Below are 24382 nucleotides of genomic sequence, written 5' to 3'. Positions count from 1 at the left end.
TTATGAGTTTTTGTTTTCTATATCTTTAATTGCTTCTTTTACAATATTTAATATTTTTCTTTGTGCTTCATCTTCATCATTTTCTGGAACATCCCATCCAACAATAGACATATACTTTGAAACCAAAGATTCAACATCATCAATAATAGTATCGTGTAATTGTTCTAATTCTTTATCTTGAGCTGTCATAATATACTCCTTTTTATTTAAATATATTATAACATTATAAGATTAAGTACATAAAAAAAGGCCTATGTGAAAACATAGACCTTTTAAATAATTGTTTGAATATATAAAAATTAGATTGGTAAAACTCTTAAGTTTTCATCAATCTTTTGTTGTAATACAGATTCAATTGCATATAATGTTCCAGTACTTCCAGAAGCACATCCTGAACATGAACCTAAGTATCTAATGTATAAGTCATAGTGAGGTAAGTTTTCTTTAATATCAATAATTTCCATATTACCACCGTCCATTGCTAACATTGGTCTAATTTCATCATCTAATAATGAATCAATAGCTTTAATTCTTTGAACTAAAGTCATTTTATCAAATGATAAAGATCCAGCTTGGCTTGCATCAGCAGCAGATTTTAATTGTTCTTCTTCCATAGAAGCTCTAGTATCTTTTAAAATATCTACTAAGTAAATATCTTTTTCTTCATGTCCACCAGGCTTAATACATGATTTACAGAAAGCTCCTGCTTTTGTATAATCTGTAATTTCTTCAACAGTTTTTAAATTATTTAATTTAATAACTTCTTTGATAGTAGCTAAAGTAACTCTTGCACATTCACAGATAATTTCCTCTTCCTCAAAAGATTCCATATCTACACCTTTGTACTCTCCAGCAGCTTTTTTGATAACATCATAAGCCATTACAGAACAGTGCATTTTTTGAGGTGGAACAGCAGGAGTATCTGGATTATCTCTTAGTGCATGTTCAACATCAATATTTGTAATCTTTACAGCTTCATCTACAGTTTTTCCAACACATAATTCAGCCATAACATCAGAAGATGCAATTGCAGTACCACAACCAAAAGATTTGAATTTTGATTCTAAAATTTTATCATTTGACTCATCAACTGCCCAGTATAATCTTACTGCGTCACCACATGATTCAGCTCCAAAATCAGCAATAATTAATTTTGCATTTAACTCTTTCGCTCTCTCTTCTGTAATCTCACCTTGATGTTGTGGATTATTCATTCTATTTACTACTTCGTTTGAGTACTCATCCCAAATTGAACCGCTAATTAAATCATTTTTAGCCATGTATTATCCTTTTTTTATTCTTATTTATATTTATTTGTATTTATTATAAAGCTGATTTGTGAGATTCAGGTGCATAAGCATAAGAACTCGATAGTCCTCTTAATCTCTCAACTGCGTTTTTAATAACATTGATTGCATAATCAATTTGCTCTTCTGTATTAAATCTACTTAAAGATAATCTAACACCTGTATGAGCTAATTCACTATCAGATCCAAAAGCATTCATAACTGGGTTTGCTTCTAAATCTTCACTTGCACAAGCACTTCCTGTTGAAGCACCTACACCATTTTGATTTAAATCCCATAACATTGATTCACCCTCAACACCTCTAATTGATATTAAAGTTGTATTTGGAGTTCTATTTTCTTTTCCACCAATAACAATAGTTTCTGGAATTTCTAAAATAGCATTTTCTAACTTATCTCTTAATCTTTTGATGTGACCTTCTTCATGAGCTAAAGCAATAGGAGAAGTTGCAAGTTTCATAGCAAGTCCCATACCAACCATAGATGCAACATCTACAGTTCCAGCTCTTAATCCACCCATTTGTTCACCACCATGTAATAATGGAGTTAATGTATAACCTTTTCTAATATAAGTTCCACCAACACCTTTTGGTCCATGAAACTTATGAGCAGAGAAAGTTAAGTAATCAACATTTGTATCTTGAACATCTACTTTTACTTTTCCTATTGCTTGTGTTGCATCTGTGTGGAAAGGAACACCAGCTGCTTTACAAATTTGACCAATTTCTTTAATAGGGAAAATTTTACCTGTTTCATTGTTTGCCCACATTATAGAAACTAACGCTGTATCTTCTTTGATGTATTCTTTAACAGCACTTGCTTCTAAAACACCTTGTTCATTTACAGGTAAATAAGTTACTGCAACACCTTGTGACTCTAAAAATTTACATGCAGCAGTTACAGCTGGATGTTCTACTTCTGAAGTAATGATATGTTTTTTATCACCATTTAAGATTTTGTCAACCCAGATACCTTTGATAACTGAATTAATACTTTCTGTTGCATTAGCAGTAATTACAATATCATCTTCATCAGCTGCGTTAATACCTTCATATAAGTAATTTAATGCTTCAAGCATTTTAGGATGTGTTCCTGCTCCAAACCTATGTAAAGAGTTTGGGTTACCATATTTTTCAATGAAAAATGGCTTCATCTCTTCAAAAACTTTTGGGTCAACCATAGTTGTTGCATTATTGTCTAAATAAACTTCCATCATTATTTTATTTCCTATTCTTTATGATAATAACTATCAATCTTAAATTATAATTATTATTTATATTTCTTTTTGATTTTTTGTATTCTATTCTAAATAGGATAAAATTTGTCTTAATTAATGAGCATCAATAAATTTTATTCCATTTTGTAACAAAAAACTGTAATAAATACTATATTTTCAATTTCTTTTTCTTAAATTTCGCGTGTATTATATTGTAATATTGATAAATTCTACAAATACAAATAAAGAAATGTTAAGTAAAGAGTAGAGATAATTAAAAAAAAATTATCCAAGGAAAAATATGAAAAATAAAATATTACTACTTATTACACTATTTACTGCTGTATTATTTACAGCTTGTGATAATAAAACACAAAACAATGAAGAAATAAAAGAAACAAAAAAAGAAGTTTTAAAAGTTGGTATGGAACTTGCTTACCCTCCTTTTGAAATGAGTGATATTGATGGTAATCCACAAGGTGTATCAGTTGACTTTGCTAGAAAACTAGGTGAACATTTAGGAAGAGAAGTTGTTATTGAAAATACTGCATGGGCAGGATTAATTCCATCACTTAAAACTGGAAAGATTGATTTAATTATCTCATCAATGACTATAACAGAAGAGAGAAAAAAATCAATTGATTTTTCAACTCCTTATGCTCAATCATCTTTAGCTATCTTAGCAAATAAAGAATCTGGTGTTACTTCAATTGATGAATTAAATGTTTCAGGTAAAAAGATTGCAGTAAAAAAAGGTTCAACTGGACATGTTTATGCAACAAAAAATCTTAAAAATGCAGAAATTTTAGTATTTGATAAAGAAAATGCTTGTGTATTAGAAGTAGTTCAAGGTAAAGCAGATGGTTTCTTATATGATCAATTAACTATTTATAAAAACTATGTTCAACATAAAGATACAACAGTTGCACTTTTAAAACCTTTTCAAAAAGATTTTGAATACTGGGGTGTTGCTTTAAGAAAAGATGATCCTTTAAAAACAAAAGTTGATGAGTTTATTAAAGAAGCAAAAGCAAATGGAACATTTGATAAGTTTGCAAATAAGCACTTAAAAGAAGCAAAAGCTACTTTTGATGAGCTTGATATTCCATTCTTTTTCTAGGACTGTCCTATCAAAATTCAAGACTTTTTTATTAATGAACTAAGCTATAAAAATGATAAACCACTTTCAAAGGTGGTTTATCTTTTTAATTTACTATTTTTAACACTTATTATAATAACTCCTGTATATTTAATGTTTGCAAATATATCTTATGACTTTAACTGGCCACAAGTATATGAATACAAACAAAAATTTATCAATGGTTTTATAATGACTATAATAATCTCATTTTTTGCATTGATATTAAGTTTTATAATAGGTCTATTTTTTGCATATGCGCAAAATTCAAAACTTATAATTTTAAGATTTTTTGCAAGATTTTACATAGAGATCATTAGAGGTACACCTCTTTTAGTACAAATACTAATTTTCTTTTATGTATTTGCAAATAACTTAGGTTTTGAAAACAGATATATAGTAGGAACTTTTATACTTGCTATTTTCTCAGGTGCTTATGTATGTGAGATTATAAGAGCTGCCCTGCAATCTATTGAAAAAGAGCAATTTGAAACAAGTTTAAGTTTAGGAATGTCTAACTATCAAATGTATAGATATATAATCTTTCCTCAAGCTTTTAAAGGAATGCTTCCTGCACTTACTGGTCAATTTGCTTCTATTATTAAAGACTCATCTTTATTATCTATTATTGCTATTTCAGAATTTACTATGAATGCCCAAGAAGTTGATGCAATAACATACTCAACTTTAGAGAGTTATATTCCTCTTGCCATTGGTTATTTAATGTTAACTTACCCTATTTCGTACTATACTAAGAGATTAGAATATAATATAAAATAGAAAAAAAGTAGCAAATATTTTAAATAGGACTTTTTTTGTCCTATTTAAGTTCTCTTTAATTATTTTACTGTTATTCTTCAAATAAGACAATATTTGTCCTATTTAAAAATTTAAAAAAATTGGAGTCTGTTATGAGTCAAAATCAACAGATACATGATGTTATTAATAGTGATTATAAATTAGGATTTGAAACTTTAGTAGAAAGTGATACATTTCCTAAGGGTTTAAATGAAGATGTTATTAAAGCAATTTCAGCAAAAAAAGATGAACCCCAATGGCTTTTAGATTTTAGATTAAAAGCTTATGAAAAGTGGAAGAGTATGGAAGAGCCTGATTGGGCGAATTTAAAATATCCTACAATAGATTATCAAGACATTGCATACTATTCTGCACCAAAAAAACCTTTAGGTTCACTTGATGAAGTTGATCCTGAGATTTTAAAAACATATGAAAAGTTAGGTATTCCTTTAGAGGAACAAAAGCAATTAGCAGGTGTTGCAGTTGATGCTGTATTTGATTCAGTATCAGTTAAGACAACTTATCAAGAAGAATTAGAAGAGTTAGGAATTATTTTCTGTTCTATTTCAGAAGCTGCAAATAAATATCCAGAACTTTTAAAACAATACTTAGCTTCTGTCGTTCCTGTTGGTGATAACTTTTTTACCTGTTTAAACTCTGCTGTATTTACAGATGGAAGTTTTGTATATATTCCACCAAACACTAGATGTCCAATGGAGTTATCAACTTACTTTAGAATAAATGCCTTAGATACAGGTCAGTTTGAGAGAACTTTAATCATCTGTGATGAGGGAAGTTATGTATCATACAATGAAGGATGTTCAGCTCCTACAAGAGATGAGAGACAACTTCACGCAGCAGTTGTTGAATTAGTTACTTTAGATAATGCACAAATAAAATATTCGACTATTCAAAACTGGTACCCAGGTGATGAACAAGGTAAAGGTGGTATTTTAAACTTTGTTACTAAAAGAGGTTTATGTAAGGGTGATAACTCAAAAATCTCTTGGACACAAGTTGAAACAGGTTCAAGTTTAACATGGAAATATCCTTCATGTGTTCTAAAAGGTGATAATAGTGTTGGTGAGTTTTACTCAGTAGCTATTTCATCAAAAGCCCAACAAGCTGATACTGGTACAAAAATGATACATTTAGGTAAAAATACTAAATCAACTATTATCTCAAAAGGTATTTCTGCAATGCAAGGAATAAATGCCTATAGAGGATTAGTAAGAGTTGGTAAAAATGCCCATAATGCAAGAAATATCTCTGAATGTGATTCACTTCTTATTGGAAATGCCTGTAATGCGCATACATATCCATACCATGAAGTTAAAAATATGACTGCAAAAATTGAGCATGAAGCAACAACTTCAAAAATTTCAGATGAGCAACTATTCTATATAGAACAAAGAGGTATTAACCCTGAAAATGCAGTATCTATGATAGTTAATGGTTTCTGTAAAGAAGTATTAAAAGAATTACCAATGGAGTTTGCAGCAGAAGCTAAAGAGCTGTTAAATATATCACTTGAGGGAAGTGTTGGATAAGATATCCAAGACCTAAAAATAAAAGAAAAAACATTTTAAGGAAATATATAATGTTAAGTATAAAAGATTTAAAAGTAAATATAAATGAAAAAGAGATTTTAAAAGGTCTTGATTTAGAAATCAAAGAAGGGGAAATCCATGCACTTATGGGTGTAAATGGAGCAGGAAAATCTACACTTGTGAAAACTTTAAGTGCCCACTATGACTGTGAGGTTACAGGTGGAACAATAACTTATAAGAAAAAAGACCTACTTGATTTAGAAGTTAGCGAGCGAGCTAATGAAGGTATTTTTATGAGTTTCCAAAACCCTGTTGAAGTTCCAGGTGTTAATAATAGCTACTTTTTAAAAACTGCAATCAATGAAAAAAAAGCCTATGCAGGTGAAAAAGAGATCGATGCAATGGAGTTTTTAAAACATGTAAAAGAAGAAACTGCAAAATATAATCTTGATAAAAAACTTTTACAAAGAGATTTAAATGATGGTTTTAGTGGTGGTGAGAAAAAAAGAAATGAACTAATTCAACTGCTATTATTAAACCCTGATTTAATAATGCTTGATGAAATAGATTCAGGTTTAGATGTGGATGCTATAAAAACAGTTGCAAATGTAATAAATGGTATGTTAGATGGAAAAAAATCAGTTCTTATGATTACTCACTATGATAGACTTTTAGAGTTAATCAAACCTGATTATGTACATATTTTAAATGATGGAAAAATTGTAAAAACTGGAGATTATAATCTAGCCTTAGAACTTGATGAAAAAGGTTTTGAGGGAATAGGAATAAAAGATGAGAATAAGTGATTTAGAAAATATTAATCTTCCTTCAAAATATGATGAAGAGTTTAGAAAAGTAGATTTACAAGCTCTTTTTTCATATGATTTTAAAAATGTTAAAAGTTATGAACTAGATATAGTTGGATTAGATTCAATAGAAGATACAAATAATTATGAAAATCCACTATTTGAAATCACTAAAAACTTTGAGAAAAAACAAATAGTTTTAAGTATTAACTCAAATATTCCAGAACCTATTTGTTTAGTTCATAAAATCAAAGATGATGAAACTTTTTATACAAACTCTATAAAAGTAGAAGTAAAAAAAGGTGCAAAAGCATCACTTATTGAAGTATTTACAAATACATCAAAAAATAGTGCTTATAGTGTAAATAGAGAGTTTCATATAGAAGAAGATACAGATTTTGAGTATGCAAAAGTTCAAGATATAAATGAAGAAAACACATTTTTATATAATGCAATCTTTAAACAAGAAGATAACTCAAAATGTAAGGTTTCAAATTTTGAATTAGGTACTGGATTAATTGTAAATAGTTACGAAAATAGTATTGATAATAAAAATATTGAGTATAACTTAAATGGTTTAGTAAAATCAAAAGATAGTTCAAATACAGCAAATCTAATCAAAACTATTCATAATAATGAAAGTTCAACTAGTGATATAAACTATAAACACTCACTAAAAGATAAAGCAAAAGCTGTATTTAAAGCAAAATCAATAGTAAATAAAAAAGCCTTATATTCTAAAGCTTTCCAAAACTCAAATACTATTTTATTATCAAATGATGCAACTATTTTTGCTCAACCACATCTTGAGATTTTGATAGATGAACTTGAAGCTAGTCATGGAGCAACTACTGGAACACTTGATAAAGACCAACTATTATACTTAGAATCAAGAGGTATTAGTAAAGATAAGGCATATGATATGCTTTTAAACGCTTTTGAGGGACAAATATATGATAATATTAGCGATGAACTAATAAAAGAGTTTATTGACTCATATAAAAGGGATAGATATGTTTAAAAAAGATTTTCCATATTTTGAAAACTCAGATATTATATATTTAGATAATGCAGCAACAACACAAAAACCAAAAGAGGTTGTAAACTCTCAAATTGAGTATTATGAACACTACTGTTCTAATACTCATAGAAGTAACTTTGGTCATGCAAATAAAGCCACTCAAAAGTTTGAAAATGCAAGAAAAGTACTAAAAGAGTTTATAAATGCGTCTAAAAATGAAGAACTTATTTTCACAAAAGGTGTAAGTGAATCTATAAATTTTATAGCTGAGTCTTTTGCAAAGGATTTTAAAACTGTAATAATTTCTTCATTAGAACATCACTCAAATATAGTTCCTTGGCATATGCAAGGAAGAACTTTAGGTGCAGGATTTGAAGTTGTAAAGTGTGATGATAATCTTAGTTTTGATTTTGCTCATTTTGAAGAGTTGCTAAAAAACAATCCTAAAGCTTTTGTATCTATAACTCATATTTCAAATGCCTTTGGGAAAATCCATGATATAAAAACTATTTGTGAACTAGCTCATAAATATGGTGCTGTTGTTATGATAGATGGAGCTCAAAGTTTAGCTCATATGAAAGTTGATATACAAAGTATAGATGCTGATTTTTTTGCTATTTCTGCCCATAAAACTTTTGGACCAACAGGTGTTGGAGCTATTTATGTAAAAGAGAAATATCTAAAAGATTTAAAAGCTTATCAAACAGGTGGAGCAACTATTGACCAAGTTGATTTTGAAAAGTCAACTCTTCTTGATGCACCTTATAAATTTGAAGCAGGAACTCAAAATATAGCTGGAATCATAGGTTTTGCAGCAGCCTTAGAATATCTAAATCATGTTGGATATGAGAATATTGAAGCAATTGAAAAAGATGTGTATCAATATTTAGATGAAGAGCTTAGAAAAATTCCTGATATTGAGTTTTATAATGATATTGAAGACTCAATAGGAAGTAGAAGCTTTAATATTAAAGGTTTAATTCATGATGATGTTGGTATTTTAGTAGATAAAATGAAAATAGCATTAAGAGTTGGACATCACTGTGCTCAACCAATTATGAATCAACTAGGAATAAAAGGAACAATTAGAGTTTCACTTGCATTTTATAATGATTATAATGATGTAGATGCCTTAATAGTTGCACTTAAAAAAGCTATTAGCATGTTGAAATAAGAGGATATAAAATGAGTAATATAGAAGCAAGAGTTGAAGAGATAAAAGAGGATTTAGAGTTCTTTGAAGATGAGTTACAAAAATATGAATACATTATCGATTTAGGAAAAAAATTAGAACCCTTAGATGAAAAACATCAAACTCCTCAAAACTTAGTACATGGCTGTACTTCGCAGGTGTGGCTTATTTGTGAGCAAAAAGATGGGAAACTATACTTTTATGGAACAAGTGATGCAATAATCGTAAAAGGTTTAGTTTACATGATTTTGCAAATTTTCTCAGGTTCAACAATTGAAGAATTAAAAGAAGTTGATATGGATATTATTCATGAACTACAATTAGCTGAAGTTATTACTCCAAATAGACAAAGTGGAGTAATTGGAATGATCAAAAAGATAAAAGAGTTTGCTTTAAACTCATAAAGGAAAAGTTATGTCATTATTAGACAATAAAGATATTATAGAAGAAAAAATTATAAAAAATTTAAAAAATGTATTTGACCCTGAAATTCCTGTAAATATCTATGATTTAGGTTTGATTTATGGGTTTGATTTTGAAGAAAAAGGAAACTACCTACATTGTAATGTTTTAATGACACTTACAAGTCCTGCTTGTCCTGTTGCTGAGAGTCTAGTAGAGCAAGTAAAGTATGTAACACTTGCAGTTGATGAAGTTGATGAAGCAAAAGTAAATCTTACATTTAAGCCTCCTTGGTCAAAAGACTTAATGAGTGAAGAAGGAAGAGAAATCATGGAAGCCTCAGGAGCTGTAATATAAATTTCTATATTAAATTTTCATAATAATAAAATTAGTGGAAAGAAAAAGATTATTAATACTTCAAAATCTTAAATATTACTTCTTTATTTATAAATACTTTCCACTAAACAATATCCTATAAATAGCACCTTGTATCTATCTCAAACCTCTTTTTAATATTTTAAAATATATAATACTAAAATTATAAATAACAAAAAGTATGAAAATGGGAAAAAGTAATAACTATATGGATTTAGAACTATTAGAAGAAGAGGTTTTAATAAGCCCTTTAGAATATAATAAAATACTAACAATTCAACAAGAAATATTAAATATGCTAGCTGAACAACATGAAAGCAAATCTATTTTAAAAATGCTATGTAAACTAGCAGAAACACTTCTTCCTAACTCAGTAGCCTCAATCATGCTTTTAAATAAAACTGAAAACCATCTAAATGTAATAGCAGCACCATCAATTCCAATAGAGGCTCAAAAAGAACTAGAATGTTTAGTTCCAGGTACTAAATCAGGTTCTTGTGCTAATGCAGTTTTTAGAAATGAAGCAGTCTTTGTAAAAGATACAAAAACAGATAAAAGATGGGAAGAGGTAAGAGATTTTGCACTTAATTTTAAATTATCTTCTTGTTGGTCTATGCCAATTAGGGATGCAAATAAAAATGCCATTGGCTCTTTTGCACTTACTTCTTTTGAGCAAAGAGTACCAAGTGCCTTCCATAAAAAACTATTAGAAGCTGCTTCATCAATGGTTACAATAGTATTAAAAAATCAAGAAAATGAAGAGAAATCAAATTTCTTAGCATACAATGACACATTAACAGATATTTACAATAAATCTTACTTTGAAAAAGTAACATATGAAATAAAACCTAGAACTTTATTATTGTTGAATATAAATAATTTCAACTATATTAATACAGCTTATGGCTTTAGTATAGGAGATAAACTTTTGAGAAAAATAGCAAAAGTTTTAAAAGAAAAGTTTAGCGAACACAATAGTTTTAGATTTAATTCAGATGAATTTGCCCTACTTTATGAAGGTAAAATTGATATAAATAAAAAAATAGAAGAGATTAAAAACTTTTTCTTCTCAAATCCTATGAATATAGGTGAACTAAAAATCAATATTACTTTTTGTATTGGTGCAGTTTATAGTGAAAAAAACCTTTTAAGAAACTCATCAATTGCACTAAAAAAAGCAAAAGACTTAGGAAAAAATAGATCATATATATTTAAAAAAGATGATGATATAACTTATGAAAAAACTCAATCATTTATAAATGCAACAAACTTAGTTAGAGAAGCACTTGAAAAAAGTTTAATATGTCCTTTTTATCAAGGAATTCATGATAATAAAAAGAATGTAATTACAAAATATGAAGTCTTAGCTAGAATCAAAAAAGATGATAAAATCATATCTCCTTATGAGTTCTTAGATGCAGCAAAATTATCTGGTTTTTTACCTGCTATTACTAAAATCATTATTGATAAAAGCTTTGATTATATGAGTAAGAATAGTTATATGTTCTCTATTAATATAACAGAAGAGGATTTAAGTAAAAACTATTTAGTATCTTATTTAAAAAGTGCCTTACAAATTCATAATATAAAACCTTCAAGAGTTACACTTGAAATACTTGAGGGAATAAGCTCAACAGGTAAGAAAAATCATATCAAACAACTAAAAGCATTAAAAGATTTGGGATTAAAACTAGCCATTGATGATTTTGGTAGGGAGTATTCTAACTTTGAGAGAATTATTGATTTAGATATTGATACTATCAAAATTGATGCTAAATATATAAAAGATATTGATACAAATAAAAAAAGTTATGAAATAACAAAAGCTTTATCTAGTTTTGCAAAAGGTGCTGAGATATCTTGTGTTGCTGAGTTTGTTCATAATGAAAACATTCAAAAAATAATTGAAAGTTTAGACATAGATTATTCACAAGGTTACTTATTTAGTAAACCTTGTGAACATATAGATTAAAGTATATTTATCTACTTTAATTCTTAGAAAACATATACTGCGGCAAACCATCCAAATAAAATCAATGGAATATTATAGTGAATAAATGTAGGAACAACTGTATCCCAGATATGGTCATGTTGACCATCTACATTTAAACCAGAAGTAGGTCCTAAAGTACTATCAGAAGCCGGGCTTCCTGCATCACCTAAAGCTGCTGCTGTTCCTATAATCGTGATTGTTGCCATAGCTGAAAAGTCTAATTGCATACATAAAGGTGCATATATTGTAGCAATAATTGGTATAGTTGAAAAAGATGAACCAATTCCCATAGTAATAAATAAACCAACAACCAGCATCAGAAGTACCGCTAAAGATTTGTTATCTCCTATTAAATCAGAAATAGAAGTAACTAGTGTTTCAACTCCTCCTGTTGTATTTATTACATTTGCAAAACCATTTGCTGCTATCATAATAAATCCAATCATTCCCATCATTTTAAGACCTTTTGTAAAGAAGTCTTGTGTTTGATTTGCTTTTATTACTCCTGCAACTATAAAAATTACAAATCCCGCAAGAGAACCTAAGATAATAGAGTTAGTATAAAGTTGTAAACCTAAAGCTGTCACAATTGATACTAAAGCAATAAGAATATAAAAGCTATTAATCTCATTTTTTTCTGATTCACTTTCAAGAATCATACTTACATCATAAACTCTTTTTTTTCTATAAGTAAAGAACATTGCTGTAAGTAAACCTAAAAACATTCCTAAAACAGGAATTGACATAGCCACTGGAAGCTGAGCTCTTGAAGCTTCAACACCACTATCAACTAAGTTTTTAAGTAAAATCTCATTTAAAAATATTCCACCAAAACCAATAGGAAGTAACATATAAGTTGCAACTAAACCAAATGTAATTACACAAGCTACAACTCTTCTATCAAGTTTTAACTCAGACATAGAGTGAAGTAAAGGTGGAATTAAAATAGGAATAAATGCAATATGAACAGGAATAAGATTTTGAGAAGAAATTGCAGCAAATAAAATAAGAGTTAACATTAGATACTTAATATAAATAAACTGCATAGATGAAGAGCTATTTCCTACTTTTTTTATTATCATATTTGATAATAAATCTGTGATTCCAGACTTTGAAATAGCTACAGCAAAAGTTCCAAGCATTGCATAACTAAGTGCAATAGTAGCACCATCTCCAAGACCTGCATTGAAAGCTTTTATAGTTTCATTTATATCTAAGCCTGCACTAAGTCCTCCTACAATTGCTCCAATTATTAAAGCAATAACAATATTTACTCTAACTAATGAGAGTAATACCATAACCATAACGGCAATAATTACAGAATTCATCTGTTTTCCTTTTACATATCATTTGGTGTTGTTTCAAAAACAAAGTTGAAAGTCTACTTAAAATTATGTAAAAGTTGCATAAACTTACTTTTGTAAAATATACTATCTCTAAGATTACATTTAGTTATTTTTACTATTTTTAAACCCTTTTAAGTTATAATATACATACATACAAGGGGTTTTTTTGAAAAAAAGAATTAGTTATAATAAATTTGTTAGAAACACAATATTACTTTCAATATCTATTGTTTTAGCGATATTTATAATATTTGGATTATACTTTAAATCAATAAGTATTGATAAAAGTATCAAAGATGACACGCAAATAATGGCTGATTTAATCTTCCAAAATTTATATACAGTTATGAAAAATGGTGGAGATAAACAAAGTTTAGATGAAACAATAGAACATTTACAAAAAACTGTTCCTCATATAAAAATTGAAATTTTAAAAGAAGAAAACCACTTATCAAATACCCATGTAGATAATAGTGTTTTTGATTTTAAAGAAGCTGTTATAAACAAGCATGATAAGCATTTAGATTTCAGTTCTCCTATTCTTTTTAAAGCTGAGTGTATTAAGTGTCATAGTGATTCTAAAGTAAATGATGTAGCAGGTATTGTTCATATTGAACATCCTATTTTGGACTTAAAAATATCATTAAAAGATATTTTAATCATGGCAGGAACTTTACTTTTGATTATAGTTATTGTATTTTTCTCAACTTTATATCACTATTTAAATAAATATTTTGTAGAGCCTATTTTAAATTTAGCAAAGCAAGTAAAAAGCACTTCTAGTCATCATGATTTAAATACTCAAATATCAATTGAAACAAAAATAAAAGAGTTAAAACTACTTGAAGAGTCTTTTAATCAACAGAATAAAGAACTTGTTAGTTCCTACCAAACAATAGTAAGTCAAAGTAATACTGACTCTTTAACAAAAATCTTTAATAGAAAGAAGTTTGATGAATACTCTTCTTTATTCTTTAGTGATGCAAAAAGAAACAGTCACAATTTCTCTTTAGTTTTAATTGATTTAAATAAATTCAAACCAATAAATGACACTTATGGTCATGATGTAGGAGATGAAGTTTTAATATTTTTCACTAAATTAATATCACAAAATATAAGAGAAACAGATTTCTTTTTTAGAATTGGTGGTGATGAGTTTATACTTTTACTTCCTGAAAATGATAAAGATAGTACACAAGTAGTAATAAAAAAAATAAAAGAAAATCTAAAATCAAATCTATTTACTTTTGAAGATATAAAAATAGAACTAAGTGCTTCTTTCGGTGTTTGTCAATTTGAAAACTCTTTTAAAGATATAAATAATATGATGAAAATAGCAGATACAAATATGTATGAAGATAAGAAAAACTACCCAAGAGAAAGGTAGTTTTATCTTTCCTTACTTATAAAATGAGTCTATTTTTTCTTTATGATTAGAAGCCCATTGCTCAAAACTCATGGCTCTTTCTTTTTCAACATTTGATTTAGTTTTTTCATAAATCTCTTCTGATTTATCTTTTGGAATAACAACAACTCCCTCTTCATCAGCAACTATTATATCACCAGGATTTACAGATATACCACCTGCTTTAATAGGAACATTAACTGGAACTGCATTTTTTTTGCCTCCTGGCATGGGTAATACACCTCTTCCAAATATTGCCACTTCATTTTCTCTTATTTCAGCTATATCTCTTACTGTTCCATCAATTACAAAACCTGTTATTCCTCTTTTTTTAGCAATTAAAGCAACATTTCCACCAATTACTGAATAATCAATAGTATTTGACTGAGCTACAATAATAGAGCCTATAGGTGCTTCATATATTGCTCTATGAAGAGCTAAATTTTCACCTGCTACCATCTCAACAGTAAACGCAGGTCCTGATATTCTTGGAATACCTGTCCATAACTCTTTTATACCAGAATCCATAAAACTCTCTCTTTTTAATGGTCCTGCATAATCACAAGGGGAAAAATCTGCAAACTTTTTATAATCCATTTATACTCCTCAATATTTATAAAAGTATTATACTCTCTGTAACTAAAGAATACTTGATTTATTTATGAGGATAGGAAGTGTTTTATACTTATGTATAGATACTAAAGATATAATTAATAAGTATTTTAATAAGGACAAATCAATATGTCATTTTTATATAAATTTAAGACAAAACAAATATTTTTCTCTGTGATTATACTTGAAGCATTAGCAATTTTTTTAATATTAAATTATATATTTACTTCATTGTCCAATCAAACTAAAAATCAAGCATTAGAAAACCTTCAAACAATCTCTTTAAAAGTTTCAGAACAAGTTGACTCTGAACTAAAAAAAGTTCAATACTCAACAAAAATCATTGCTGATGCATATATGAGAAATTATGAACAAATTAAAGAAAATAGTAAGACCCCTGTAGATGAGTGGAAAAACAAAATGATTGAAAACACTCATACAAGAAGTTTTATATATGATGGTTTAAATAATCCTGAAACTAAACATATGAGTCATGAGTTGCAAAGCTTTGTGGATAAAAAAACTCTGTTTAATAAAAACGTGGTTTATAGATTAGAAACAGCAGAAAAATTAAAAGAACTATTTCATGGTATCTACAGAAACTATAAATACTCTTATATTTATATTAGTACATACAATAATGTACTTCATATCTATCCAACTGTAAACTTGAAGTATGAAAAACATGCAGCAGCACCTACAACACAACATTGGTATGAAGCTGCTGATTTTAAAAACAAAACTTATGGGTGGGAAGAACCCTACAGTGACTTAAGTGGCGTTGGGCAAATGGTTACTGTTTCTTATCCTTTTTATGACAGAACTGAAAAACTACAAGGTGTTGTTTCTCATGATATAACTATTCAACAAATTCTTGAAAAATTCATGAAAAATATTGAACTTTATGATAATTCAACTACTATTGTAATTTCTCAAAAAGGAAAAGCAATATCAACAAACAATCAAAAATATAATGATGAAATAGAACTTAAAAATAAAGATTCATATAGGGGTTTACTATACTATTTAAATAATAAAGATTTAGAAGAACTTAAAAAAAATAATACAGAATATATAAATTCTCAAAACTCATGGTTAAACAACTTATCAAGTCAAGCAATACATAACTTGAAAGATAAACCATACTATTCCTTTGAATTTACGAAAGAAAACGATAATGAGAATAGAATACATCAGGTTTCTGCTGTAAGAATTCCTACAACAAATTGGATTATAATAAATACAGTTCCAAATAAACAAATTTTAGGACAGTTAAATGAATCAAGTCTTCAAACACAAATAGCCATAGCTGTTTTATTATCCGTACTTTATTTAATAATTGGTTTAGTTTACTATATAAGATTTTTTGTTCCTATTGAAGAAATTACAGATATTACAAACAAGATTGCAAAAGGCGAATTAAACCATAAAATCAAAACAAACTATGCAGGGGAAATAGGCAATTTATTTATGAACTATTCAAAAATGATTAAAAACTTGCTTTTAGCGAAAGAATTATCCCAAAAATATAATTCAAAATTAGAAGATGAAATAAAAATTAGAACAGCTCAAATTGAAGAAAAAAACAAACAACTATTAGAACTATCCACAAGAGATAATCTTACAAAACTTTATAATAGAAATAAACTAGATGAAGTTCTAATTTCAGAGGTAAATAGAGCAAATAGATATAACAAACCCTTTGGTATTGTCTTTATTGATATAGATTATTTTAAAAAAGTAAATGATACTTATGGGCATCAAGTAGGAGACGATATATTAAAAGAGTTTGCAAAAATAATACATGACAATTTAAGAAAAACTGATATCCTTGGAAGATGGGGTGGAGAAGAGTTTATGATTATTTGCTGTGAAACAGATCTTGAAGGTATATTAATATTAGCAGAAAAAATAAGAAAAGAAATAGCAATTTATGATTTTGGAATAAAAGAACAAAAAACAGCTAGCCTTGGTATAACTACATATAAAAAAGATGAAACAATAAATGAACTAATTAAAAGAGCAGATACTGCTCTTTATATGGCTAAGAATAAAGGTAGAAATACTATAGAATTTCTATAAATTTAAAATAAATACGGTAGATAGTTAAAACTACCTTACTAATCTTAAGAAATACTCCAAACAAGTTTTTGCCCTGCAAATAATGGAACGACCTGCTCGCTTTTATATGAGTATACCTCTGGAACTATGAAATCTTTTTTGATTAATCTAATCTCTTTTTTAATTGGATTTAGATTATAAATTCTTTGTGCATTTAAACTAATAAAAGCATTTAAGTTATCTAGTTTTCCATGCTCTTCAAAAAGCTGTGTTAGTACCTGAAGTGCGATAGGTGAAGTAAATACACCAGCTGCTCCATGATGACACTCTTTTGTATTTTTTTGATGAGGAGCTGAATCTGAACCAAACATCACTTTAGGATGAGCACTAAGAGCTAATTGAAGTAAAGCTTTTCTATCCTCAGGTTTTTTAACTATTGGTTTACAAAATGCATGGGGATTTAACATTCCACCTACTACATCATCCAGTGTAAGCATTAAGTGATGAACTGTAATTGTTGCATAAAGATTATCATATTTTTTTAGTAAATCAATTGATTCTTTACTAGAAATATGCTCCATCATGATTTTTAAATCTGGAAAATTAATAGCCAAAGATTCATAAATAGGTAAAAACTCTTTTTCCCTATCCATCATAAAACCTTTTGTCTCACCATGAACACATAAAGGAATTCCAAGTTTTTCCATAGATTCTAAAGTTGGTCTTAAAACCTCAACATCCATAGAAGAAACTCCTGTTTCGGAGTTTGTAGTAACACCAAATGGATATAGTTTAACTGCAATAATCTCATCTTTAATTTCTTTTAAAAACTCATATGAGTAATCAACTTGAAAGAAGATAGTTACATGAGGTTCGAACTCGTCATTTTTACATGCTTCTTGAATTCTTTTTTTGTATGCTAATAAAGCTTCTTTCGTCGTAATAGGAGGTAAAAGATTTGGCATAATTAAGGCACCAGCAAAAGTATTTGATGTTTTTGGTGCTACAAGCTTTAGCATATCATCATCTCTTAAATGAAGGTGCATATCTAAAGCAGAATTTATTATAAAACTATTTTTATCTTTCAATTTTAAGCCTTTTATATTTATATTTTATGCAACTAAGTTGCATTTAAAAATCATTTGCTATCATAACATAATGCAACTTAGTTGCATAAAGGAGATTTATGAAAATTGATTTTAAAAAATCTAATGGTTTAGTTCCAGTTATCACACAAGAGTATAAAACAAATGAAGTCTTAATGCTTGGATATATGAATAAAGAAGCTTTAGACTTAACTCTTGAAACAAGAGTTGTACACTACTTTTCAAGAAGTAAAAACAGAATATGGAAAAAAGGCGAAAGCAGTGGTCATATTCAAAAACTAATAGATTTAAAAGTTGATTGTGATTTAGACACAATTTTAGCTACGGTTGAACAAGTAGGAGGTTCTGCTTGCCATACTGGTGCAAAGTCATGCTTTTTCAGGTCATATAAAGCTGAAATAAAAGAGAATTATATTTAAGATATTTTATCTAAAATAGTTATAAGCTCATATAGTATTTCACTTTCTATAACTAAAGATATAAAAAATATAATTTCAAATTTAAATAAAAGAATTCTACTTACTTTTTGATTTAGAAAATTAAAATCCTTTCTTAATACATCATGTGAATGCATTGAAAAACTATGATTTGCATTTTCTTTGTACCAATGGATGTAAGCTTCTCTTTTATTTATACTCTTTTTTGAAGTGAGTTCATATAAAAAATATACATGAAGTATAGATATAAAAAAAGTACTTAATAAAAAAATATTTTCTGCTAGATAATAAAAAAGGATAATTACAAAAGGATATATAGTAATAAAACAACTTGTTTGTTTTTGTTTATGATAAAGATAGTTAATAAAAAAATATTTTGTACCTAAATCATTTGACATATTTTTGTTAAAAATCAAAAAATTAACAAAAATAATAAAAAATGTAATAGTATGTAAATATAATAAAGAAAGCATAAGAACTCCTTTTTTGAGCTATTGCTAATCCTATTTATTAAATTTAGCTAAGTTTATTTTAATTAAAAATAAAAATTACTTTTTAGTTCTAAAATTTAATTTACTTATAAAATATAAACAATTAATCTTAATAAGTCTTTTTATCATATAATTACTAATACTATAAATATTAAATATAAGGATTAAGCTATGTGTATAAAAAAATTTAAACTTATTTTACTTAGTACTTTATACTTTTTTTCTCTAAGCATACTTAACGCACAAACTTCAAATAATCAAAATACTTCATTAAAATTTGTAACAATGGATTTACCTCCATATGGCTGGATTGACAAACAAGGAAAACCTCATGGAATTATATATGAACTCACAGAAGAGATAGCAAAACGTTCAGGTCTTCCTTATACTCATAAAATCCGTCCTTTTCCTAGAATGTTAACAGAACTTAAAATAGGAAAAGCTGATTTAATATCATCCCAAGCGCATAAACAATCACTTGAAGCAGGAGATAAGCTTGAAATTCAACACTATATTGATGTTATCACCGTAACAAAAAAAGATTCAAATATCCAAACTATTAAAGATTTAAAAAATAAAAATCTAATATATCATCATAATGCCTCGTACAAACAGTTAGAAGGTTTGCCCAATAAAATCACTTATATAAGAGGATATAAAGAATCATTGATTACTTTATACAATCGTCAAGGCTTAGATGCTGCAGTTTTTTCTGAACCTGCATACTATTTTTGGAAAAAAAACCTTCGTTTATCTTCAAAAGATTTTGGTAAAGTTCTAACAATTGAAAAAAATAAAGAACAATGGATTTTTGTAAGAAAAGACCTTCCCAATGAAATACGTACGAAACTTAAAAAAATTGTTGAAGATATTAGAAATGAGGGGCTTTATGATTCATTACTAAAAAAGTATGGGAAAGACTAACTCCAAACTATTAACTTTATATATTTATAGTTTAAACAACTTGAATAGGAATATAAAAGTCTAAGCTAAATTCTCTATTTTCATCTAAAAAATGATTTTTATGGTACAGAGCATAAGGTGGCAAACTCTTTGCCTCATACCCACTTTTGGGCAACCAATAATTATAAATATAGACCAAAAGTTTAACAGCATCACCATAGATTCCTTCATAATGAAAAACAGCACATAGTGAGCCCTCTATTTCTAACTTACTTATTGAATTAGTTGAAATAAATCTATTATCAACTTCAATTGCAGCTATATAACTACACTCTTCATAAGCTGTATTAATAGGATTATCATAAAAAACTCCAATTTGAGTTGTATTGTTTAACTCTTTTTCATATGAAAAAGCCATTAAACGACTCCATGTTTTTGTAACTGATAAATCATAACCTTTATGTCGTATATATGCACATACTCTTTTAGAAGTTTTTTTTATTATAGGTTCTATCGTATAAAAGTTATCATTGGGAGAGATATCAAATGAAACAATTTTTTTTGAATATTCTAAATATCCATTTTTTTTCCATTGTGAGGGTGTAAAGTTAAATCTCTTTTTAAATGCTTTAATAAAAGATGAATGTGAGCTATAACCACAAGACTGTCTTATTTCACTAATAGTTGAGTACTTATTACTTATAAGTAAATTTGCAATCTTTTGCAATCGAATAGAATTTATCCTATCAAAAATATTTTCGCCGGTTTCTTCTTTAAAAATTCTATGTAAATGAAACTTACTAACCTTATTTAATCTAGCTAATTCATCTAATGTGATATTAGTATCAATATACTTGTAAATGTAGGTTAATGATTTATTAACTATATCTGCTCTAATATGTTTTGTATCTTTTTTCATAAGATATTATACAAATTTCAATAAAAAATAGCAATATAGAGCATATTTTATGTTATTAAAAGAGAAGAGTAAATTTTCATAATACTCTATAATACTAGATAACTTACTAAATATAAGGATTCGTAATGAACGTAGAAAAAATATCAGCATTTTCCTATAAGAACAAAGGTGGTAATCCAGCAGGTGTTTTATTTTGTGAAGAAATGTTAACAGATAAACAAATGCTTGAAATAGCAAAAGAAGTTAATTTTTCTGAAACAGCATTTTTGATAAAAGAAAATAACTCTTTTAGAATAAGATACTTTTCACCTGAAACAGAAATTGCCTTTTGTGGACATGCAACTATTGCAAGTGGTTATTCTATAGGAGAAAAGTATGGTTTTGGAACTTACAATTTAATTCTAAATAATGGAACTATAAAAATTGAGGTGGGAGAAAAAAATGGTGAAAGCTTTACAAGTATAAATTCAATAGAAACACATTCTAAAGATTTAGCCAAAGAATATATTGATAAAGTGCTTGATGGATTTTCATTAAAAAAAGATGATTTAGATGAAAGGTTTCCAATAAAAGTCTCATTTTCAGGTAATAATCATTTAATCATTTTTGTAAAAGAGAGAAAGACACTAAAAGAAATGAAATATGATTTTTCAAAGATAAAAACTTTGATGGAAAAAGAAAAAATTGTAACAGTTAGTATTTTATGGCAAGAAAATGAAAACTTATATCACTCAAGAAATGCTTTTGCATATGGTGGTGTTTACGAAGATCCGGCAACTGGTTCTGCTGCAATTGCATTGGCTGAGTATTTAAGAGATATTGGTTTAAAAACTTCAGGTGATATAGAGATTTTACAAGGTTTTGATATGAATCAACCTTCACAATTATTTGTAAGTTTTAATAGTATTCCAAATAGTTCAATTAAAGTATCCGGTACTAGCAGGCTAATACAAGAATAATATAAAAGATGAAAAAGCGTAAAACTACCAATGACACGTAGGTAGTTTTACTTTAATAGGAACTATATATTTAATTGTTTAGTTTTTATAAGCTAGTACTTATAAAACCAATAGCTGCGAAAGATACAACTACTAAAATAATTAAGTTTCTTAAGAAAGTCATACTAAATCCTTTAAGTTTTATTTCTTGTTTGTGGCTAATATAATTGTAATAGATAATTGTCAATTTCTAAACGTAGTTTTTCTTTACACTTTCTTGACATATTTATTTTGTATTTTAAAATACAATTGAAAAGATGTTATATGGTTTACTATAGTTATATTCAAGTTTAAAGTCATGCATCTGGATAATCTTATTTACTATATTTAATCCTAAGCCATGACCTACTTGTTGATTTGGTTCTCTTGTAAATGGCTGAGTATAATATATAAGGTCACTTGAAAGTTTATTTGCAATATTTTTAACTTCAATTTTATTTTCATTTACTTCAATTTTAATAGGATATTCATCTGCATATTTCATTGCATTATCTATCAAGTTTTTTAGTGCGATTGTCAAATAATACTTATCTGCATGAATATAGAAATCATCTGTTATATCAAGTTCTATTTTAGACTCATCATCAATTGAAAGTTTCGATAATGACTCAAGAATTAAAGTACTTGTTTTAAACTTAGAAGGATTTACCTTTGCAAAATTAAGTTTCTCTCTTTGTAAAAGCTTATTTGTAAGCTCTTCAATATCAATAATTACACTATTTAAACTATCAATTTCTTTGTCATTTTTACTCTGTTTTAAATTTTCAAGTAAAAATTTTGCTTTTGAAATAGGTGTTTTTAATTCATGACTTATATTTCTTAAAAGTTCTTCTCTTGAGTGGATAATATCCCTTTGTTTTTCAAGATATGAATTTAGATTATATGTTATTTCAGTTAACTCATTGTTTTTACCAATATCAACTTTTATGGTATTTTCGTCATCTTTAAAAAGCTGTAAAACACCTTTATTTAATTTATCTAGTTTGTCTTTGATTTTTTTAGTAATTCTAGAAGAAATAATAAAAGATAAAAGAAAAGCTATAAAAAATAGTATTACTAATTCAACTTTTATTGTGTCAATAAACTGATTTCTACTTTGCTCAGTTTTATCAAGTTGGGACTGAAGATACATTATTTCTTCATCTAAAAGTTTAGTTATTTTAGAACTTGAGTTATCAAATTTTTTATTAAATAAGTGGAAACTTTTCTCATTTTTACTTATAAGTACCAACTCATAAAGCTCATATCTAATTAATCTCTCAATTTTTTGAAAATACTTAAATATTAACTCTAAATTTTTCTTTTCACTTAGAGATTCAGAGTTTTGAATAATCTGTTTTTTTTTCAACACTAAGGTTTTAAAAAGTTCATTAGATTTACTTAGACGCTTTTTTACTACATCCATTTTTTCATAGTCAGTTACAATATCTAAAACAATCCAAGAAAAAGAGTTATTAAACTCTTTTAATTTTTCAACTCGTCTTATTTGATCATACCTATGAGTTTGACTTTTATGAATCTCACTTAGATTAAAAATAGTGTAAAAAAATACTCCAATTATGGATAAAATAATAAGTAAAATAAGTGAAAAAGATATAAAAAGTCTTTGTCTAATTGTTATCACAAAACTTGTACCCTATTCCCCAAACTGATTTGATATATCTTGCTTCTTTTGAGTCATCATTTATCTTAAATCTTATATTACTTACATGCATGTCAATAGTTCTGTTTTTTGTATCATCTTTTAACGAAGTTTGATTTACAATATCTTCTCTTGATATAACTTTATTTAGATTATCAATAAACATGAAGAAAATTTCTGATTCTATTTTAGTAAACTCAATTTGATGATCTTCTAAAAAAACTCTTTTTTTATTTAAATCAATTAATAAATCATTTATTTGAATTTCATCGCTATCATTATATCGTTTAAGTGTAGCATCAATTCTTAAAACTAATTCTCTTGGCGCATAAGGTTTTGAGAGATAATCATCAGCTCCAAGTTCAAAACCATAAATTTTATTTCCTATATCATCCCTTGCTGTTGATATAATAATAGGAATATTTTTTATCTCTTTTAACTTTTTAAAAAGATCAAAGCCATCCATTCGTGGAAGACCTAAATCTAAAATAACAATAGAGTATTTGAAGTGATTTGCTTCAAATTCCTCTAATGCTTCTAAAGGTTGAGAATAAACACTACATGAATAGTTATAGTCTTTTAAAAAATTACTTATAAGTTCTTGTAGTTCAATATTATCTTCAATCAATAGAACATTTTTATTTTTCACTTTTTAGCCTTATTT

The 24382-nt window shown here is 27.4% G+C and carries 24 protein-coding genes; 14 read left to right on the top strand and 10 right to left on the bottom strand.

Translation table 11 applies throughout. From position 1 onward, the window contains the following. The 3 genes from NJU99_RS04120 to NJU99_RS04110 all read right to left on the bottom strand — a co-directional run bounded on the left by NJU99_RS04120 (position 1) and on the right by NJU99_RS04110 (position 2520). On the bottom strand, positions 1–189 hold the full coding sequence (locus tag NJU99_RS04120; protein WP_254577461.1) for a hypothetical protein: 189 nt from the start codon (positions 187–189) through the stop codon (positions 1–3). A 110-nt stretch (positions 190–299) separates the two neighbouring features. Further along, entirely contained in the window at positions 300–1280 is a 981-nt protein-coding gene (locus tag NJU99_RS04115; protein ID WP_254577460.1) for an iron-sulfur cluster assembly scaffold protein, read from the bottom strand. 43 nt (positions 1281–1323) lie between these two features. Next, positions 1324–2520, bottom strand: coding sequence for a NifS family cysteine desulfurase (locus tag NJU99_RS04110; RefSeq protein ID WP_254578072.1), 1197 nt, complete (start codon positions 2518–2520; stop codon positions 1324–1326). 304 nt (positions 2521–2824) lie between these two features. Here NJU99_RS04110 and NJU99_RS04105 point away from each other — a divergent pair, with 304 nt between their 5' ends. The 9 genes from NJU99_RS04105 (at position 2825) to NJU99_RS04065 (ending at position 11777) form a co-directional block, all read left to right on the top strand. Beyond that, on the top strand, positions 2825–3643 hold the full coding sequence (locus NJU99_RS04105) for a transporter substrate-binding domain-containing protein (protein ID WP_254577459.1): 819 nt from the start codon (positions 2825–2827) through the stop codon (positions 3641–3643). Positions 3644–3775: 132 nt separating this feature from the next. Beyond that, the gene (locus tag NJU99_RS04100; RefSeq protein WP_254577458.1) at positions 3776–4441 is read left to right on the top strand and encodes an amino acid ABC transporter permease; all 666 of its coding nucleotides are present in this window, start codon (positions 3776–3778) and stop codon (positions 4439–4441) included. Between the two features lie 131 nt (positions 4442–4572). Next, the gene (gene sufB / locus NJU99_RS04095) at positions 4573–6009 is read left to right on the top strand and encodes a Fe-S cluster assembly protein SufB (RefSeq protein ID WP_254577457.1); all 1437 of its coding nucleotides are present in this window, start codon (positions 4573–4575) and stop codon (positions 6007–6009) included. 50 nt (positions 6010–6059) lie between these two features. Then, complete coding sequence (gene sufC / locus NJU99_RS04090; protein WP_254577456.1) at positions 6060–6815, top strand: Fe-S cluster assembly ATPase SufC; 756 nt, start codon at positions 6060–6062, stop codon at positions 6813–6815. Next, a complete protein-coding gene (locus NJU99_RS04085; protein ID WP_254577455.1) occupies positions 6802–7836 on the top strand; it encodes a SufD family Fe-S cluster assembly protein in 1035 nt (344 codons plus the stop codon). The genes sufC and NJU99_RS04085 overlap by 14 nt, the downstream gene beginning before the upstream one ends. Further along, entirely contained in the window at positions 7829–9010 is a 1182-nt protein-coding gene (locus tag NJU99_RS04080; RefSeq protein ID WP_254577454.1) for an aminotransferase class V-fold PLP-dependent enzyme, read from the top strand. The genes NJU99_RS04085 and NJU99_RS04080 overlap by 8 nt, the downstream gene beginning before the upstream one ends. 11 nt (positions 9011–9021) lie before the next feature. Beyond that, on the top strand, positions 9022–9432 hold the full coding sequence (locus NJU99_RS04075) for a SufE family protein (protein ID WP_254577453.1): 411 nt from the start codon (positions 9022–9024) through the stop codon (positions 9430–9432). A 10-nt stretch (positions 9433–9442) separates the two neighbouring features. Then, the gene (locus tag NJU99_RS04070; RefSeq protein ID WP_254577452.1) at positions 9443–9787 is read left to right on the top strand and encodes a metal-sulfur cluster assembly factor; all 345 of its coding nucleotides are present in this window, start codon (positions 9443–9445) and stop codon (positions 9785–9787) included. A gap of 205 nt (positions 9788–9992) precedes the next feature. Further along, a complete protein-coding gene (locus NJU99_RS04065) occupies positions 9993–11777 on the top strand; it encodes a sensor domain-containing diguanylate cyclase (protein WP_254577451.1) in 1785 nt (594 codons plus the stop codon). 23 nt (positions 11778–11800) lie between these two features. On the opposite strand, the gene NJU99_RS04060 is transcribed toward NJU99_RS04065, so the two are convergent. Beyond that, positions 11801–13126, bottom strand: coding sequence for a Na+/H+ antiporter family protein (locus NJU99_RS04060; RefSeq protein WP_254577450.1), 1326 nt, complete (start codon positions 13124–13126; stop codon positions 11801–11803). A gap of 184 nt (positions 13127–13310) precedes the next feature. On the opposite strand from NJU99_RS04060, the gene NJU99_RS04055 reads away from it, so the two are divergent. Then, positions 13311–14531, top strand: a complete 1221-nt coding sequence (locus NJU99_RS04055; protein WP_254577449.1) for a GGDEF domain-containing protein — start codon at positions 13311–13313, stop codon at positions 14529–14531. Positions 14532–14543: 12 nt separating this feature from the next. Here NJU99_RS04055 and NJU99_RS04050 read toward each other — a convergent pair whose 3' ends face one another. Next, positions 14544–15146, bottom strand: coding sequence for an RraA family protein (locus tag NJU99_RS04050; protein WP_254577448.1), 603 nt, complete (start codon positions 15144–15146; stop codon positions 14544–14546). A gap of 144 nt (positions 15147–15290) precedes the next feature. Here NJU99_RS04050 and NJU99_RS04045 point away from each other — a divergent pair, with 144 nt between their 5' ends. Next, positions 15291–17243, top strand: coding sequence for a diguanylate cyclase (locus NJU99_RS04045; protein WP_254577447.1), 1953 nt, complete (start codon positions 15291–15293; stop codon positions 17241–17243). Between the two features lie 44 nt (positions 17244–17287). On the opposite strand, the gene pyrC is transcribed toward NJU99_RS04045, so the two are convergent. Then, positions 17288–18310 carry a dihydroorotase gene (gene pyrC / locus NJU99_RS04040; RefSeq protein ID WP_283256438.1) on the bottom strand — a complete coding sequence of 341 codons (1023 nt, stop codon included), beginning with the start codon at positions 18308–18310 and terminating at the stop codon, positions 17288–17290. A 98-nt stretch (positions 18311–18408) separates the two neighbouring features. Here pyrC and hisI point away from each other — a divergent pair, with 98 nt between their 5' ends. Next, entirely contained in the window at positions 18409–18747 is a 339-nt protein-coding gene (hisI, locus tag NJU99_RS04035; protein ID WP_346731818.1) for a phosphoribosyl-AMP cyclohydrolase, read from the top strand. Here the strand turns inward: hisI and NJU99_RS04030 are convergent. Next, positions 18744–19238, bottom strand: coding sequence for a hypothetical protein (locus tag NJU99_RS04030; protein ID WP_254577446.1), 495 nt, complete (start codon positions 19236–19238; stop codon positions 18744–18746). The two genes, hisI and NJU99_RS04030, sit on opposite strands and share 4 nt — an antisense overlap. A gap of 189 nt (positions 19239–19427) precedes the next feature. On the opposite strand from NJU99_RS04030, the gene NJU99_RS04025 reads away from it, so the two are divergent. Beyond that, positions 19428–20180 carry a substrate-binding periplasmic protein gene (locus NJU99_RS04025; protein WP_254577445.1) on the top strand — a complete coding sequence of 251 codons (753 nt, stop codon included), beginning with the start codon at positions 19428–19430 and terminating at the stop codon, positions 20178–20180. Positions 20181–20211: 31 nt separating this feature from the next. On the opposite strand, the gene NJU99_RS04020 is transcribed toward NJU99_RS04025, so the two are convergent. Next, on the bottom strand, positions 20212–21078 hold the full coding sequence (locus tag NJU99_RS04020) for an AraC family transcriptional regulator (protein WP_254577444.1): 867 nt from the start codon (positions 21076–21078) through the stop codon (positions 20212–20214). A gap of 125 nt (positions 21079–21203) precedes the next feature. Here NJU99_RS04020 and NJU99_RS04015 point away from each other — a divergent pair, with 125 nt between their 5' ends. Beyond that, complete coding sequence (locus NJU99_RS04015) at positions 21204–22037, top strand: PhzF family phenazine biosynthesis protein (protein WP_254577443.1); 834 nt, start codon at positions 21204–21206, stop codon at positions 22035–22037. Between the two features lie 277 nt (positions 22038–22314). Here the strand turns inward: NJU99_RS04015 and NJU99_RS04010 are convergent, their stop codons facing one another. Both NJU99_RS04010 and NJU99_RS04005 read right to left on the bottom strand, forming a co-directional pair. After that, entirely contained in the window at positions 22315–23700 is a 1386-nt protein-coding gene (locus NJU99_RS04010; RefSeq protein ID WP_254577442.1) for an ATP-binding protein, read from the bottom strand. After that, positions 23687–24367, bottom strand: a complete 681-nt coding sequence (locus tag NJU99_RS04005) for a response regulator transcription factor (protein WP_254577441.1) — start codon at positions 24365–24367, stop codon at positions 23687–23689. Before NJU99_RS04005 ends, NJU99_RS04010 begins: the two co-directional genes overlap by 14 nt. Positions 24368–24382 lie beyond the last annotated feature (15 nt).

Origin of the sequence: Arcobacter roscoffensis (assembly GCF_024267655.1) — a bacterium.
GTDB lineage: Bacteria > Campylobacterota > Campylobacteria > Campylobacterales > Arcobacteraceae > Arcobacter_B > Arcobacter_B roscoffensis.
Note: the sequence above shows the minus strand (reverse complement) of the source record. Positions and strands in the feature narration are given on the sequence as shown.

Coding starts and splice junctions, on each gene's coding strand:
- NJU99_RS04065 (WP_254577451.1), top strand. CDS start 9,993: ATGGGAAAAAGTAATAACTATATGGATTTAGAACTATTAGAAGAAGAG.
- NJU99_RS04100 (WP_254577458.1), top strand. CDS start 3,776: ATGTTTGCAAATATATCTTATGACTTTAACTGGCCACAAGTATATGAA.
- NJU99_RS04070 (WP_254577452.1), top strand. CDS start 9,443: ATGTCATTATTAGACAATAAAGATATTATAGAAGAAAAAATTATAAAA.
- NJU99_RS04050 (WP_254577448.1), bottom strand. CDS start 15,146: ATGGATTATAAAAAGTTTGCAGATTTTTCCCCTTGTGATTATGCAGGA.
- hisI (WP_346731818.1), top strand. CDS start 18,409: ATGAAAATTGATTTTAAAAAATCTAATGGTTTAGTTCCAGTTATCACA.
- NJU99_RS04115 (WP_254577460.1), bottom strand. CDS start 1,280: ATGGCTAAAAATGATTTAATTAGCGGTTCAATTTGGGATGAGTACTCA.
- NJU99_RS04060 (WP_254577450.1), bottom strand. CDS start 13,126: ATGAATTCTGTAATTATTGCCGTTATGGTTATGGTATTACTCTCATTA.
- NJU99_RS04045 (WP_254577447.1), top strand. CDS start 15,291: ATGTCATTTTTATATAAATTTAAGACAAAACAAATATTTTTCTCTGTG.
- sufC (WP_254577456.1), top strand. CDS start 6,060: ATGTTAAGTATAAAAGATTTAAAAGTAAATATAAATGAAAAAGAGATT.
- NJU99_RS04015 (WP_254577443.1), top strand. CDS start 21,204: ATGAACGTAGAAAAAATATCAGCATTTTCCTATAAGAACAAAGGTGGT.
- NJU99_RS04020 (WP_254577444.1), bottom strand. CDS start 21,078: ATGAAAAAAGATACAAAACATATTAGAGCAGATATAGTTAATAAATCA.
- NJU99_RS04075 (WP_254577453.1), top strand. CDS start 9,022: ATGAGTAATATAGAAGCAAGAGTTGAAGAGATAAAAGAGGATTTAGAG.
- NJU99_RS04110 (WP_254578072.1), bottom strand. CDS start 2,520: ATGGAAGTTTATTTAGACAATAATGCAACAACTATGGTTGACCCAAAA.
- NJU99_RS04025 (WP_254577445.1), top strand. CDS start 19,428: ATGTGTATAAAAAAATTTAAACTTATTTTACTTAGTACTTTATACTTT.
- sufB (WP_254577457.1), top strand. CDS start 4,573: ATGAGTCAAAATCAACAGATACATGATGTTATTAATAGTGATTATAAA.
- NJU99_RS04120 (WP_254577461.1), bottom strand. CDS start 189: ATGACAGCTCAAGATAAAGAATTAGAACAATTACACGATACTATTATT.
- NJU99_RS04080 (WP_254577454.1), top strand. CDS start 7,829: ATGTTTAAAAAAGATTTTCCATATTTTGAAAACTCAGATATTATATAT.
- NJU99_RS04105 (WP_254577459.1), top strand. CDS start 2,825: ATGAAAAATAAAATATTACTACTTATTACACTATTTACTGCTGTATTA.
- NJU99_RS04085 (WP_254577455.1), top strand. CDS start 6,802: ATGAGAATAAGTGATTTAGAAAATATTAATCTTCCTTCAAAATATGAT.
- NJU99_RS04030 (WP_254577446.1), bottom strand. CDS start 19,238: ATGCTTTCTTTATTATATTTACATACTATTACATTTTTTATTATTTTT.